This window comes from Flavobacterium sp. (genome assembly GCF_027484705.1).
Classification (GTDB): domain Bacteria; phylum Bacteroidota; class Bacteroidia; order Flavobacteriales; family Flavobacteriaceae; genus Flavobacterium.
This window is the reverse complement of record NZ_JAIXSL010000011.1, coordinates 54,832-71,089: the sequence shown is the minus strand read 5'-3', so window position 1 is coordinate 71,089 and position 16,258 is coordinate 54,832. Positions and strand designations below refer to the sequence as shown.

8 protein-coding genes and 1 tRNA gene are annotated in these 16,258 nt (G+C 42.7%); 4 read left to right on the top strand and 5 right to left on the bottom strand.

Annotation, left to right across the window (positions count from 1 at the left end; translation table 11 throughout):
* Positions 1-139 precede the first annotated feature (139 nt).
* The 5 genes from Q0058_RS06175 to Q0058_RS06155 form a co-directional block, all read right to left on the bottom strand.
* Positions 140-2,791 (bottom strand): T9SS type A sorting domain-containing protein, encoded by a 2,652-nt coding sequence (locus tag Q0058_RS06175; protein WP_298221973.1) that lies wholly within the window; start codon positions 2,789-2,791, stop codon positions 140-142.
* 720 nt (positions 2,792-3,511) lie between these two features.
* Positions 3,512-3,598, bottom strand: a tRNA-Ser gene (locus Q0058_RS06170).
* A gap of 63 nt (positions 3,599-3,661) precedes the next feature.
* Positions 3,662-4,690: an asparaginase gene (locus tag Q0058_RS06165; protein ID WP_298221971.1), complete on the bottom strand. Its 1,029-nt coding sequence runs from the start codon at positions 4,688-4,690 to the stop codon at positions 3,662-3,664.
* Positions 4,680-5,816, bottom strand: a complete 1,137-nt coding sequence (locus Q0058_RS06160; protein ID WP_298221969.1) for a 1-acyl-sn-glycerol-3-phosphate acyltransferase — start codon at positions 5,814-5,816, stop codon at positions 4,680-4,682. The genes Q0058_RS06165 and Q0058_RS06160 overlap by 11 nt, the downstream gene beginning before the upstream one ends.
* Positions 5,817-5,882: 66 nt before the next feature.
* Positions 5,883-6,650 carry a TatD family hydrolase gene (locus Q0058_RS06155; RefSeq protein ID WP_298221967.1) on the bottom strand — a complete coding sequence of 256 codons (768 nt, stop codon included), beginning with the start codon at positions 6,648-6,650 and terminating at the stop codon, positions 5,883-5,885.
* Positions 6,651-6,743: 93 nt separating this feature from the next.
* Between Q0058_RS06155 and Q0058_RS06150 the strand changes: the two genes are divergently transcribed.
* The 4 genes from Q0058_RS06150 to Q0058_RS06135 all read left to right on the top strand — a co-directional run bounded on the left by Q0058_RS06150 (position 6,744) and on the right by Q0058_RS06135 (position 16,250).
* Complete coding sequence (locus Q0058_RS06150; RefSeq protein WP_298221965.1) at positions 6,744-7,181, top strand: retropepsin-like aspartic protease; 438 nt, start codon at positions 6,744-6,746, stop codon at positions 7,179-7,181.
* Positions 7,182-7,282: 101 nt separating this feature from the next.
* Positions 7,283-9,880, top strand: a complete 2,598-nt coding sequence (locus Q0058_RS06145) for a T9SS type A sorting domain-containing protein (protein WP_298221964.1) — start codon at positions 7,283-7,285, stop codon at positions 9,878-9,880.
* 13 nt (positions 9,881-9,893) lie between these two features.
* Positions 9,894-12,725 carry a T9SS type A sorting domain-containing protein gene (locus Q0058_RS06140; RefSeq protein WP_298221962.1) on the top strand — a complete coding sequence of 944 codons (2,832 nt, stop codon included), beginning with the start codon at positions 9,894-9,896 and terminating at the stop codon, positions 12,723-12,725.
* Between the two features lie 114 nt (positions 12,726-12,839).
* Positions 12,840-16,250: a Calx-beta domain-containing protein gene (locus Q0058_RS06135; protein WP_298221960.1), complete on the top strand. Its 3,411-nt coding sequence runs from the start codon at positions 12,840-12,842 to the stop codon at positions 16,248-16,250.
* The last annotated feature ends 8 nt before the right edge of the window (positions 16,251-16,258 follow it).

Below are 16,258 nucleotides of genomic sequence, written 5' to 3'. Positions count from 1 at the left end.
ATGTTCGTTTCTGAGGAAGGCTTCGGGAGCCTTGTGCGTGAACTTCTTTTCCACAATAACCTCAGTGATTTGGTAAAGTTGAACGTATTGTTTTTTGAAATCAGAATGTTGAATAAAAAATCCATTCGAAAACTAATTACTATTCTTTGATGATTTTGACGGTTTTAACCTGCTGGTCAGCATTAATTTTCAGGAAATAAGTCCCTCGATCTAAGGCCGAGATATCGACGGTAGCTTCGCGGTTGTTGATTGACTTTGCCATGACTTGTTGCCCTAACAAGTTAACAACCGATATTGTGGTAATGTCTTTTGCATATTTTATATAAATCAAACCTGAAGTCGGATTCGGGTATATACTGAAGCGGTTATCGTTGAAAACATCGCTAGCGAGCGTCACTGAAACGGATATTGCAAGCGGATCGCTGTAACAACCGTCGACCGCATTGACCGCATAATAGATATTGCCATCCGTTAACGCTGTAGTGGTTGCTATTGGATTTTCATGCGTCAAAGCTTCTGCCAATGAAGCATACCATAAAATAGTGGTAGGACTTACGACAAGATTGGCAAGCGTGGCGCCAGCAGCAACATCGGCTGTAACGGATTGGTTCGATTCTCCGATTGGCATTTCGACAGTATTGATCGTAAGGTTCAAAGTAGCGGTATCGGTGCAGCCTGAGGCATTTGTTGTGACATTGGTGTACGTTCCGCTATCGGTATATATATTTCCGTTGGCTGCCCAGGTATAACTGCCACAAGCCGTTTCGGTAGCCGTTGATGCTGTGCTGTGGTTGATTGTAAGGTATAATTCCGTTAGATGCACACAACCTGATGGTGTTGTTACGGTATTGGTATACGTTCCGCTTTCGGTGTACGTTACTCCGTTGACGGACCACAAATAACTGTCGCACGCCGCTTCCTCCTGAGTTCCTAATGAATCCATGTCTACGATCAAATTCAGTGTAGCCGTATGGGTACATCCTGATGCACTTGTCGTGATGTTGGTGTAAGTTCCGCTTTCGGTGTAAATGGTTCCGTTGGCCGCCCAGATGTAATAGGAGCAAGCGGTTTCATCAATGGAGGCTTCAGTATTGTGGTTGATGGTTAAATGCAACGTTGTAGTATTCGTACAGCCTGAGGCGCCGGTGATCACATTCGTATAGGTTCCGCTTTCGGTGTAGGTGGTTCCGTTGGCGTCCCAAGTATAGGTTTCACAAGCGGCTTCATTGATGGTTGTGGTTGTATTGGTATCGATGGTTAAATGCAATGTCGTTGTTTCTGTACATCCTGATGCATTGGTTGTGATGTTGGTGTACGTTCCGCTTTCGGTGTATGTGGTTCCGTTGGCATCCCAAGTATAGCTTTCACAAGCCATTTGATCGATACTTGACGCGGTATTGCGGTTGATGGTTAAATGCAAGGTCTTTGTATCGGTACAACCTGATGCGTTGCTGGTTGTATTGGTGTAAGTTCCGCTTTCAGTATAGGTGGTTCCATTAGCATCCCAAGTATAGGTTTCACAAGCAGTTTCATCGATGGTTGTTGCTGTATTGTAGTTGATAGTCAGATGCAGGTCATTATTCGTAACCGGATCAACATAAAGTCCGCTTTGGGTGTATGTAGTTCCGTTGGTGGCCCAGGTATAGCTGTCGCAAGCCGTTTCGGTTAAGCTGATACTTGCAGGACAAGAAATGAATGTGGGTACCGGAAGCGCGGCGGTCAGCCCGTCGCCCAATTGCGAATAATTGTTGTAACCCCAGGTCCATAAGGTACCGTCATTTTTTACGGCTTGGTTAAACAAAGAACTTGAGCCTATAGTGATGAACTGCCAGTCGGTATCGGTACCAATCTGCGTAGGAACCAATACACTTGCTGTACTTGTCCCCTGTCCCAACTGATAGAATCCGCCTTGGCCCCATGACCAGATGGTGCCATCAGTTTTTCTGCCCATGCTCGAAAAGAATCCTGCCTTAATGCTTTCCCAATCGGTATCGGTTCCGACTTGTACTGGTGGCAACAAGCCTCCTGCGGTAGAACCTATTCCCAATTGTCCTTTGCCGTTGGTTCCCCAAGCCCAAAGCGTACCGTCAGTTTTTAATGCAAGTGTATGGGTGACGCCGCGCGAAACGCTTTTCCAATTGGTGTCGGTGCCTAGCTGAACAGGGGAACGTTTATCAGCTGTAGTCCCGTCGCCAACCTGACTGCTTTCGCCCCAGCCCCAAAGCGTACCATCGGTTTTTACGGCTACCGTAACATTGTTTCCGGCAGCTACGCTTGCCCAATTCGTGCCGGTACCAATGCGCACGGGTAGGTTTCTGTTGGTGCCGGTTCCGTCGCCAACCTGACCGTGATCGTTGAGTCCCCAACCGTACATGGAACCATCAGTGCGTATGGCGACCGTATGGTCATATCCTGCCGCCACGCTTTTCCAGACATTACCGCCCGAAACCTGCACAGGGACGCTGCTATTGGTCGTACTGTTGATGCCCAATTGTCCGCTCGCGTTGAAGCCCCAGGTCCAGAGCGAACCGTCGGCTTTGATTGCTGCGGTATGGAATTGTCCTCCTTCTACGCTTTGCCAGTTCGAGGCCGTGCCGACCCTAGTTTTTGCAGTAGCATTCACTACAGAACCAATGCCTAACTGTCCGTAATTATTGCGACCCCAAGCCCAAAGCGTACCATCGGTTTTAATTACAAAAGTACAGGATGATCCGGCACCGACTTTTTGAATACATTGTGCCGACATTTGCAGGCTCAAGAACACCAATAAAAGGGTAATGATTCTTTTCATATTGTTTTTTTGTTTTTATTTAGAATTCAAATTATTGTATTTAACTTTTGAAAACCAACACATTATTACTGTCATAATTTTTCAGAAATTACTTCATTTTGGATTGCAAACATATATAAAGTATTGAATACTTCAACTTCATTCAGAGGAATTAGGGATGGATTCAGAATTTTAGATTTATAATGCAATAATAAACCAAATCAAAATCAGTATTTCAGCCAATGTACTTGTGTAATCTTTCAGTATACTAACGTTGAAATTTAGAGGAGCATCGTTTACACAAAAATTGATAATTGTTTCAAGCCATCAATATTACATAGAACGCTTCACGGACAAATTACCCGTGACGTTGACAGTATTGGAACTGGGTGAAGAATTGACCATAGAAAAAGAAAAAGCCCTCGAAACAGCACCGCTTTTCAAAAATATGACAAGGGTTTGGGTAATAATGGGTTTGATCATTTTAGTGCTGGGATGGTTTTCGATAAAAATGAGGAGGAAGGAATAGTGACGTCTGTAATAGGTGTAGGGAGAAAAAGGTGTTATTATATGGATTTGCTTGATTTGGGATTACCTGTGGTGATCCCTGGCGGGGGCGTCTGTCGATAAAACCCAGCCTTTTGCAAAGGCTTTTTTCTATTTAAGAAAATGTTTATGAAAGTGAACTTTCAACACATTTTCTTAAATAGAAAAACCGAAGCTCACGCTTCGGTTTTATCGCAGAGAGGATGGGATTCGAACCCACGATACAGTTACCCATATACAAACTTTCCAGGCTTGCTCCTTCAACCACTCGGACACCTCTCTATAGTTTTGCGGCTGCAAAGAACCGTAAAAATTTTCAGTTACAGAAATTAAAAAAGCTATTTTTTAGGATAATTCTCCACGCAAAGAAGTTTCAAAAATCGTTTTGAAAACATTCGGCGAAACCTGCTGCCCCAGAAGATACATTAACTTGGTGACCGCCGCTTCCGTAGTGCTGTTTTTGCCTGAAATAACGCCGATTTTTTTGAGTCCGGTACTCGTTTCATATTGCCCCATATTGACACTGCCACCAGAACATTGGGTGACATTAACGATGTGCAGCCCTTTTTTGATGGCTTTCTTCAAAGCAGCAAGGAACCATTCTTCCGAAGGCGCATTTCCGGAACCATAAGTTTCGAGAATCATCCCTTTGAGGTTGGGGATATTTAATATTGATGTCAGGACATTTTCGTTGATGCCCGGGAAAATTTTTAAAACCACGACATTGTCATCGAGTTCCTTGTGGACGATGAGTTTCTTGTTGCTGTTTTTTGGCAAAATCAGGTGGTGATTCACTTTGAGGTGTACGCCCGATTCCGCGAGCGGCGAATAGTTCGGCGAGGTGAACGCATTGAAATGTTCCGCATTGATTTTCGTAGTGCGGTTGCCGCGGTGCAATTTGTATTCAAAATACAGACAGACTTCATTGATCACCGGTTTACCTTTGTGTTGCAACGACGCGATTTGTATGGCCGTAATGAGGTTTTCTTTGGCATCCGTGCGCAAATCTCCAATCGGCAATTGCGAGCCTGTAAAGACCACAGGTTTCGTTAGATTCTCCAGCATGAAGCTCAATGCAGACGCGGAATAAGACATCGTATCAGATCCGTGAAGCACGACAAAACCGTCAAATTGGGTGTAATGTTCCTCAATCATCGCGGCAATTTTGACCCATTTCGACGGATTCATATTCGAGGAATCAATCGGAGTTTCAAACGAAATGGTTTCAATCTGGCAATCGAGTTGTTTGAGTTCGGGGATTTTATGCAAAAGTTTGCTGAAATTGAACGCCTTCAAGGCTCCGGTTTCAAAATCCTTCATCATACCAATGGTTCCACCGGTATAAATCAGCAGAATGTTCGGCTTAGTGAGCATTTTGATATTTCATTTTATTGACCACCGGATTCGCATACATATTCAAAAATCCTTCTAAAGCAATCGGATTGTCCTGATCGATTTTGATGTCAAGCCTTTTCTCGAAAAGTTTCTTCTCGTTTTCGGTATAATAGGACTCGTAAATGTTGGTTTTATGAAGCAGGTCATAGGCGATATAATTCGTCGGCCAAAGCTTATAACTGTTGAGAATCGAATCGTCAATGACTTGCGCCAAAGCTTGTATTTGCTTGTTGGAATTGTCGTTTTCCTGAGCAATCTGATTGAGTTCGCTGTTGAGGACATCACCAATATGAATGTGGATGTGTTTCTTTTGGCCCATAATCCCGCTGAGCAACGTCATGAAATCTTCATTCTTTTCTTTGATGTAAATCTCGTTGTTCGCTTCGGCCATCAATTGCGGCATCTTTAAAGCGTCAGTCGGGTCGTATTCATACGAAATCGAAACCGGAACGACTTTGATCTTTTTGAAATAATCCATGAGATTTTCCCCATCGGCTGCCATGGCGAGCATTTTCAACACACCACTGTGCGTCGCATCGTTGCCGTCTTTGGTTCTTCCTTCGCGCTGGGCAATCCAGACCGAACGGTTTTCACGGCGTATCAGTTGCCTGATGTATTCCGCAATGAGTTTGGAACTTTGCAGCAATTCCCGAGGCGATAAACCTCTCAATACTAAAAAATTACGATTGAGTTTGGAAAGCGTCAGCAAAAACGATTTCTTAACCAGATTGTCGCCAATCGCCGAAGCGGTCATCACCAAACCATGTTCAAAAAGCGCTGCGTTGAGCAAAGAAGTGTCGAGGATAATATCGCGGTGGTTCGAGATGAAAAGATAAGCGGTATTTTTTTCAAGTTTTTCAAACCCTGAAGTCGAAAGTCCGTCAGAGGTTTTCTGCAAAACGCGTTGTATCGATTCGTATATGAAATTGCATTGAAAATCTCGGATGGAATGTGTTTTTAACAACTGTTCTTTCCAGACTTCATCCGGAGTGTCCGGAAAAGTAAAATTCATCAGCGCTTTCATCATCGGATGATTCACAGAGGAACGAATCCCTTGGTTGACTTCCGCGTCATAAAACGGGCGAATCGCATCAAATTTCTGCATCTTAAAAATTCATTTTAGTTTAACAAAAGAACAAAATTTATTGACATCTTGGGCTTCTTTTTTAGATTAAATCCCAAAAACGGCTTTACTGTTTTCGGTGGTGATTCGAGCAATTTCATTTGACGGCATCTGGTAAATCTCGGCCAGTTTGTCCACTACATTTACGATGTAACTGCTTTCATTGCGTTTGCCTCTGTACGGAAGGGGCGCCAAATATGGCGAATCGGTTTCTAAAACGATATGTTGCAAATCAATTTGATGAAGGAACTGGTCGATTTTGCCGTTCTTGAAAGTGACTACGCCGCCGATGCCCAATTTCATGTTGAACGAAATGGCGCGCAAAGCCTGCTCATAAGTTCCGGTAAAACAATGAAAAATGCCGAACAATTCGGGCGACTTGGCTTCTTCGAGGATTTCAAAAATCTCATCGAATGCTTCTCTGCAATGAATGACAATCGGCAAACGGTATTGTTTCGCAAGTTTGATTTGATGGCGGAAAGCATCCTGTTGTTCTTTGAGATGTGTTTTGTCCCAATAAAGATCGATGCCGATTTCGCCAATCGCATAGAATTTCCGTTTGGAAAGTTCGGTTTCGACATGCTGCAATTCCGTTTTGTAATTGTCTTTCACGTAAGTCGGATGCAAGCCCATCATCAGGAAAACATTTTCGGGATAGTTTTGCTCCAAATCGTACATGGATTGGGTGCAAGTGGAATCGATGGCAGGAACAAAAAAGCGTGAAACGCCGGCATCGATGGCTCGTTGCATCATTTCATTTCGGTCCTGTTCGAATTCTTCGCTATAAAGGTGCGTATGGGTATCGGTAACAATCATGTTTGGAAATACAAATTTTTTAAAGGCCAAAATTACGATATTAAACCCCCTATTTCCTAAAACTTTGCGACCTTTACGGCTTAGCCATCAAAAATGAAAAACCTCCAGGACCTTCTTAAGAAGGAAAAGTATAAGAAAATTCGGTTTAAAGTAACCAAAACGCAGCATTTGCTGATGAAGGCAAGCATCAATGGCGTCCGTGGAAATTTCATCCTCGATACCGGCGCGAGCAACAGTTGCGTGGGTTTTGAATGCATCGAACTGTTCGGGCTCACGGCTTCAAAATCAACAACAAAAGCAGCCGGAGCCGGCGCCACGGGAATGTTTACGCAGCTCGCTACAGGCAATCAGTTGCAGATTGGGCGTTGGAAAAATAAAAACTTCCACCTCGTGATTTTCGATTTGTCGCATGTGAATGAAGCCTTGGTACAGCACAAATCGAAACCTGTTCAGGGCATTATCGGCGCGGACGTACTATTGGAAGGAAAAGCGATTATTGATTACTATAATCATTGTCTTTATCTGAAATAATTGCGAATTCTAATCCGAAACCGTCAAATTCTAATTGACAGCAAATATTCAATCTTACTGTAAAGTCTTTTTCATACATTTGAGAATTAAACTCTTAGGCCATGAAAAAAAATTACTTGTTTTTAGGATTTCTCTTGCTCATTTCCGGATTTTTCAGCAATGCTGTCTTTTCCCAAATCGTCGCAAATACTGACATCGGTTCAGTAATCAACAGCAATGGCTCCACTGTAGTCATTCAGGACCTTTTAAGCAATGACAGCCTCAACGGCTTTCCGCTGACTATTTCTCAGGTTTCGATTTCACAGATTTCTTCTACGAGTAGTTATTTTTCGATCAATACAGCTACAGGATCTTTGGTGTTCAACGGCCCTGCTCCTATTGGCAGTTATTACTTAGGCTATCAGATCTGTGAAATCGGTAGTCCCTTCAATTGCACTGAAGCCGACATTTATGTGAACGTGGTTCCGAACCAGATTCGTACCGTAAAGGATTACACCAATACGCCGAATGGTTCCGCTGCGGTAGTGGTGATTCAGGACATTTTAGCGAACGACACGCTGAATGATTTGCCGCTGACTTTGTCGCAGGTTTCCATTACGCAGGTTTCCTCTACGAGCAATTATCTTTCAATCAATGAAAATGGCAGTGTCGTCTTTTCCAATGGGCCGGCACCTGCAGGCACTTATACGATCAACTATTTCGTCTGTGAAAATGCCAACCCTGGCAATTGCGCTACTGGTTTCGCTGCAGTCAGTATCGGCTGTTCGGTAAGTACGCCTGTAGCCAATATCACGCAACCGTCTTGTTTTAGCGCCGCGGCAACCATACAATTATCAGGATTACCTGCGGTAGGCACATGGAATATATACAGCAATGGAAACATTATTAAGACCGGTAGTGGTGTCGTGACTACACTGACCGGAATTGCTCCAGGAAAATACACGCTCAACGTAGCGAACGGTAGTGGTTGTTTTTCTCCTCCATTACAGATTGAAGTCGGCTATCTGAGTACGACACTGACGGCGAATTATGTAGATTTTAATTCTGATGGCATTACTAATGTAGGCGACATCATCAATTACGATATCAGCGTCAAGAACCTTAGTTCATGTAATCTGACGGACGTTATTGTTGGCAGCCTTGGGCTAAACGTTACAGGCGATCCGATTAACTTGGCAGCCGGAGCTACCGATACTACGACTTTCTCAGCCACTTATCCGCTGACGCAAAATGACATCAATGCAGGTTATGTATACAAATCAATCACCGCGACCGGAACTGGTTCAGGTGTCGGAACGGTGACTGCAGTAGCGGCGGCAACTTCAACTTTGAATGTGTCCGACGGCATCCGATTGGTGGCGTTCCTTGATGCCAACAGCAACGGCATCAAAGATGCTTCTGAGCAGAACTTCCCGTTAGGCGAGTATCATTATGAAATTAACAACAACGGCATCGTGAACAACGTTGCTTCCAATGGCGAATATTACTTATATGAAAGCAATCCGGCTACTTCTTATGATTTGAGTTATACCGTAAATCCGGCCAATGCAGGACAATACACAGTCACTAATGCCACTTATAACAACATTACTGTAGCCAATGGTTCTGGCATCACGACTTATTATTTTGCCGTAACCGTGACGCCGTTCAAAGACCTTGAAATTGTGATTTATCCTTATGGTGTTTCGCCAAGACCTGGTTTTACTTATTTCAATTATGTCACTTATCGCAACGCCGGAAATGTCGCTATACCATCTGGAACTGTGACTTTCACTAAAGACAATTTAGTTTCCATTATATCGGTTTCACAAGCCGGAACGGTTTCGAATGCGACAGGTTTTACCTATAATTTTACCAACCTGCTTCCTAACGAATCGAGAAGTTTTACCGTCAACATGCAGGTTCCCGTGATTCCGATTGTGACTATCGGCAATATACTGACCAACAGTGTTTCGATTAGTATTCCTGTAGGCGACATCAATACGGTCAATAATAACAGCAGCTATTCACAAACCATTGTCGGCTCTTATGATCCGAATGACAAAACGGAAAGCCGTGGTGGAAAAGTGCTTTTTTCAACCTTTACTGCGAACGATTACCTGACTTACACCATCCGTTTTGAAAATACCGGAACTGCTGAAGCGATCAACATCCGGGTCAATGATGTTCTTGACAACAAACTCGATGAAACCAGCGTAAGAATGGTGAAATCAAGTCATCCTTACATTTTAGAAAGAGTCGGTTCTAGCCTGACCTGGAAATTCAACGGCATTGAATTGCCGCCATCGGTAGCAGACACAAATATCGGTCATGGTTATATCGTATTCCAGGTGAAACCAAAACCAGGTTTTGCGCTTGGCGACATCATCCCGAATACCGCTGACATCTTCTTTGATTTCAATCCGGCGATTGTCACCAATACCTGCACGACACAATTCGTAAATACGTTAACCACAAAAGGTTTTGCCTTTGATAAATTCACTTCGTATCCGAATCCGGTAAAAAACCTATTCCATATGACCAATGATTCTGAGATGGATTCGATGACCATCACTTCGGTTTTAGGACAAACTGTTTTGACGAAAAGCATCGAGGCGTTTGAAACCACTGTCGATTTATCGTTACTTTCCAAAGGCATTTATTTTGTGAAAGTAAAAGCCAAAAACGAGGAAAAAACCATCAAAATAATCAAAGAATAACAAAGCGGTAATCATGAAAAAATCAATCCTAATACTTCTTCTTGCCTTAATCGGTTATACCGGCGCTGCCCAAATCGTGTCTTTGGACAATTATTGTGGCGACAATACTTTTGATTTGACAAGTCTGAATAGTGAGTGGCTCGGAAATCAGAATCCGAGTAATTTCAACATCAGTTTTCATGTTTCAGAAAGTGACGCGAATGCCAATACCAATGCGATAGTAAATCCGGGCAATTATCAAACTACTGCTCCGCTACAACTTGTTTTTATTCGCGTTCAGGATTTAACCGTTGGAACTGTTTTAATTTATCCATTAGAATTGATTGTCAATACAACACTCAACGTCCAGATGACTGCGACTTTAAATGACCCGTCTTCTAATATCATTGCGAACCCAATTGGCGGACAGCAACCTTACACTTACCAATGGAGCTATAACGGCTCCCCCCTGGTTGGTGAAACAACCAATAGTGTTTTTGTGCTGAATTTGCCCTCAGGAACATTTTCAGTGGTGGTCACGGATGCTAATGGTTGTATGGGTTCAGCAACATACAACAGCAATATCCCACAAACCATCAATGCCAATGACGATAATGTTACCTTAAGTAATCTGGGCGGGATTGTACCTCCGGGCGTTGGAACCATTCTGAGTAATGATCGATTGAATAACCTTCCGGTTTCTTTAAACAATGTCTCGCTTTCTTTGGTGTCTTCCCCCAACATTCATGTTGGGCTAAACTCGCAAGGGCAGGTTTATGCCGATCCGCAAACACCCAGCGGAGTTTACGCTCTAGTCTACCAAATATGTGAATTGGCCAACCCGAACAATTGCGACACCGCCACAGTAACCATCACGGTTGATTTTTGTAGAGCTGCAACGCCGGTGATTGATTCTTTAGTCCAGCCCACTTGTGAAGTGTCGACAGGGACAATTAATTTATCAGGTTTGCCTGAAGCGGGAACATGGACCATTTCACTAACTTCATTACTGCAACAATTGACTTATACGGGAACCGGAACGACCTTTTCGATTCCGAATTTGATGCCTGCTTATTATACGCTGAATGTGTTGGCGGAAGATATTTTGTTGGCCAATTGCTATCCTTCTTTTAATCTGAATTTCTCGATCAACGACCAATTCAGTATTGAAGCATATGGTGCTGCAAGCTATGTCGATTTTAATAATGATGGCTATACGAATGTGGGCGATGTTTTGAATTATACTTTCACCGTTAACAATGACAGTTGCAGCGACGTGACGAATGTTATGCTTGTAAGCTCTGACTATTCCGTTCTTGGAGGGCCAATCCCTGTGATGGCTGTCGGTGCTATTGACAATACGACGTTTACGGCAACTTATGTAATCACGCAAGACGACATCAATAATGGCGTGGTGACCACCTCTTACAGCCTTACGCAAAACGGAGTGCCCATAGGAGACTTTGCTGCCTTAGATAATTTTGACCTCAACTTATCAGATGGCATCAAACTCAATGCTTTTTTAGATTATAATACGAATGGTGTTCAGGATAGTTTTGAACCTAATTTTAGCTTTGGGGAATTTCACTATGCCATCAACAGCGGACCAGTCAATAATACTTCGTCTTCTGACGGAGCGCTTTTTATTTACGAATCTAATCCTGCCAATAGTTATAATATAAGCTACACTATTGACAGTGCATTAGCATCACATTATACAGTAGCTCCCGCCAGTTATGCTAACATTACAGTACCCGTTGGGGCAGGAATTATTACTTATAATTTCCCCATCACTGTGCTGCCTTTTGCAGATTCGTTAATACAACTTTACAACTATTCTGCGCCACCACGTCCGGGATTTGTTTATCAAAATCAAATTGCTTATTCGAACTATGGCAACCAAACCATTGCTTCCGGCACCGTGACTTTTGTCAAAGATTCGTTGTTGTCGATTACAGGTATTTCAGAACCCGGTGCAGTCGCTAACGCTAACGGATTTACCTTTGATTTCGTGAATTTATTGCCTTATCAAACACGCTATATTACTGTAAACATGCAGGTTCCTACCATTCCTACTATTGCTTTAGGACAACAACTGACCAATTCGTGTTCGGTTTCTGTTCCTGCGAATGATTCCGATACCAACAACAACAACTCAAGTCTGACGCAAACGGTCGTCGGTTCTTATGATCCGAATGACAAATCTGAAAAACATGGCGGCGAGGTTTTGTTCTCAAGTTTTTCGGCAAACGATTATCTGACTTATACCATTCGTTTTGAAAATACCGGAACGGCCAATGCTGTGAATGTTAAAGTGAGTGATGTGCTCGACAGCCAACTCGACGAAACCTCAGTAAGAACGCTTACCTCCAGCCATCCGTTTGTTTTAAAACGTATCGGCAATGCACTCAGTTGGAATTTTGACGGTATCGATTTACCGCCTTCGGTGGATAATGATGAAGTTACTGGTCATGGTTATGTTGTTTTTCAGGTAAAACCAAAAAGCGGTTTTGCTTTAGGCGATGTGATCCCGAATACGGCAGATATTTTCTTTGATTTCAATCCGGCGATTGTGACGAATACTTGCACGACAGCATTTGTTCCTTTCCTAGGCGTAAATGTATTTGACAATGATGTTTTTGAATATTATCCGAATCCGACTTCAGATGTCGTCACGTTTGCGATGAAAAACGATGCGAATATTGATAGTATAGAAGTGGTGGATATTTTAGGAAAAACATTAATTTCAAAAACAGTTCATTACAGCAATGCGGCTGTGGATTTGTCTTCGCTTTCCAAAGGGATTTATTTGGTAAAAGTGAAAGCAAATCATCAGGAGAAAATAGTCAAGGTGAGCAGAAAATAACGATGGTTTCTGAACCTTAAAAACAATACATAGTAAACTCTGGAAGTAATAATCATACTGCAGGGTTTACTTTTTTTGATATAATTTCGATCTCATACATTAATAAAATTTATTATGAAAAAGCATTTTTGGGTTTCGTTTTGGATCTTCCTTTTAGGGGTGTTCTTTACAACAGCTTCGGCGCAAGACCAGAGTTTTTATATCTCAAATGGCGGGTCTGGCTATAATGTTCTGGAGGGGAGTTCTTATACGTTTTCAGTCAACTTATATAATGCCCATACCACTGCGGTAGTCATTAATGTGAATACTGCGATTGGTACCGCTGAAAGCACCGATTTTACTGCTTTATCTACTACCGTAACCATAGCAGCCGGAACTTTGTCAAGCGGTCCGTTGACGATAGCCACCACAAATGATGCTGATATTGAACCTTCTTTTGAAAACTTCATCATTAAAGGAACGGCAATCTCCGGAGACACCAGCAACACCGTTTACAATTCATACGTTTACATTGTTGACAATGATAAAGCACCCGCCATTTCTATTAATAACAGGACCATTGTAGAAGGGCAAGGCGCTAATATGACCATCACTTTGAGCAATCCATTTCATTCTAATGTCGTGCTTACTTGTCTCACGGCTACAGGAACGGCTAATGCTTCAGATTTTACAGCCATTTCAAACACAGTCACCATTGCGGCAGGACAAACCACTTCCTCTTTTAATGTATTTACTACCAGTGATGCGATTACAGAGCCTGATGAGAACTTTACGATCAATATTACCGCAACTTCTGCCAATACTGAAAATGCTTCGACGCTATCCACCATTACCATACGCGACAATGATACTACGCCCACTTTAACCCTTTCTGACGATCCTTACACCATCGAAGGGCAAACGATTTATACTTCAGCTGTTCTAGACCGTCCTTTCAATTCCGATGTAGTCATTCAGCTGACCACCACAACAGGAACTGCCGGAAGTACTGATTTCACGGCCATCAACACCACTAAAACCATTGTAGCGGGTAGTGTCTATGTCTCTTTTCAAATTAATGTCACTGAAGATTTGCTCGACGAGCCCAACGAATCTTTTACGGTAACCGGAACAGTAACTTCTGCCAATACGACCAATCCGTCTGCAACGGCAACCATGACGGTCATAGACAATGATGGATTGCCTGATTTTGAAATTTATTACGGCTACGACGTTGAACCTGTAGAAGGTGATGACGCATATATCGGCATCGGTTTGACGAATCCAAGTGCTACACCCACTACGGTTCAGATTACAACGGCTAATGGCACAGCAGGAAGTTTAGATTATACCCCGCTCACCACCACGGTCACGATTCCTGCAGGGCAAACTTATTCTGAAACCGGATTAATAGTGCCTACCCTGTTAGACCAATTGCAGGAAGGAAGCGAAACTTTTATAGTTAATGGAGTAGTTACTTCGGGGAATACGTACAACACAAATGCCTCTTTAACCGTGACTATTTCAGACAATTATAACATTAATGCACAAACAGATACGATAACTTCAGTAGCCGAAGTCGGCACTACGTATTCCTTGCTGGCCAACGATACTTTGCATGGCGCGCCACTCAATGCTGCTGACGCTTCGGTAACTTTACTAGGCAGCAATACTATTGGAGCCACCTTAGACGCCCAAGGGAATTTAACCATTCCTGCCAGCGCACCTATCGGTAGTTATTATCAGTTAAGTTACAGGATTTGTGAAACAGCGAATCCGGGGAGTTGCGACACCACTACTTTTAATGTCAATGTAGTATCTCCGTTGAAGGTAACTTATGATCTGAGTTACTCCGATTATAATGGTGATGGCTTCACGAGCGTGGGGGATCTTATTCATTACCAATTTACGGTTGCAAATATTGGCAACGCGCCGCTAACGTCTATTCAAGTATATCAAAATTACAGTCAACTGACTATTACAGGCAGTGCTATTGCAAACTTGAATGCGGGTCAGTCCGACACCACTACTTTTTCTGCCATTCATATTTTAACGCAGGATGATATTAATTATGGCCGTTTTAATGGTACTCCGCCTCAAGGGTTTGAATTGTTTTTTAAAGGAACCTATTACGGTTATCAAGTGACTGGTATGGCGCGTCAGCAAAATACTTTTACCTTAAATAGCTCCGATGGTATTCGTGTCAAAGCCTTTGTGGATACCAATGCTAATGGCGTTCAAGACAACTCAGAAGTTAATTTCCCGCTAGGGCAATTTAAGTATGAGATCAACCAAGACGGTGTGGTTCACAATTTATATTCCACGCCATTTTACATCTACGAATCAAATCCTACGACCACCTACAGCCTAAGTTATGTGGTCAATCCGGATTATGCCGCAAACAATAGCTGCCCGGTTTCCTATCCCAATATTACTGTAGCTCCAGGCTCCGGAATCACCACTTATAATTTCCCTATTACTGTGACCCCATATCAGGAGTTGTCCATCAATTTAATCGGTCCTAACCCGCCTCCACGACCAGGGTTTAATTACTATCAATACCTAAAATATACCAATAATTCCAATGAGACCGTAGCTTCGGGAACAGTCACGTTTACCAAAGACAGCGCAGTAAATATCACCAATATATCGGAATCTACCGCCACACTTACCGCCACCGGATTTACTTATAATTTTACTAATTTACTGCCTTACCAAACCCGATATATCTACGTGAGGCTTCAAGTGCCTAACATACCGACGGTTTCTATTGGACAATTGGTAACCAATACCGCAAGCGTCAATCTTCCTGTTAACGATATATTCCCTCTAAATAATACTTCGAGCGTCACTCAAACCATTGTGGGTTCTTACGATCCTAATGACAAAACCGAAGCGCATGGCGGACAAATTGTGCATTCCAATTTTACCGCTGCTGATTATTTAACCTATACGATTCAGTTTGAAAACACCGGAACTGCCAATGCGATCAATATTAGGGTAGAAGATTTTCTGGATTCAAAATTAGACTCTAGTTCTATTAAGATGGTCGACGCGAGTGCCGCCTATTCTTTAGAAAGAATTGAAAACCATCTGATTTGGAATTTCAGCGCCATTGATTTGCCGCCATCGATTGCAGACACGACCACCGGAAAAGGCTATTTAACCTTTCAGGTGAAACCAAAATCCGGATTTGCTTTAGGCGACATCATCCCGAATACGGCTGAGATTTACTTTGATTTCAATCCGGCGATTGTAACCAATACGTGCACTACGGAATTTGTTCCTTTCTTAGGTGTGAATGTATTTGAAAACGACGCTTTGGAATACCATCCGAATCCGACTTCGGGCATCATCACATTTGATTTGAAAAAAACCAATATCGACAATGTAGAAGTCACGGATGTCTTGGGGAAAACATTAATTTCAAAAACAATCCATTACAATAATGCCGCGGTTGATTTGTCTTCTTTGGAAAAAGGTTTATATTTGATTAGGTTGCAAGCCAACGGGCAATCAAAAACCGTTAAGATTACTAAAAACTGATACCTTGA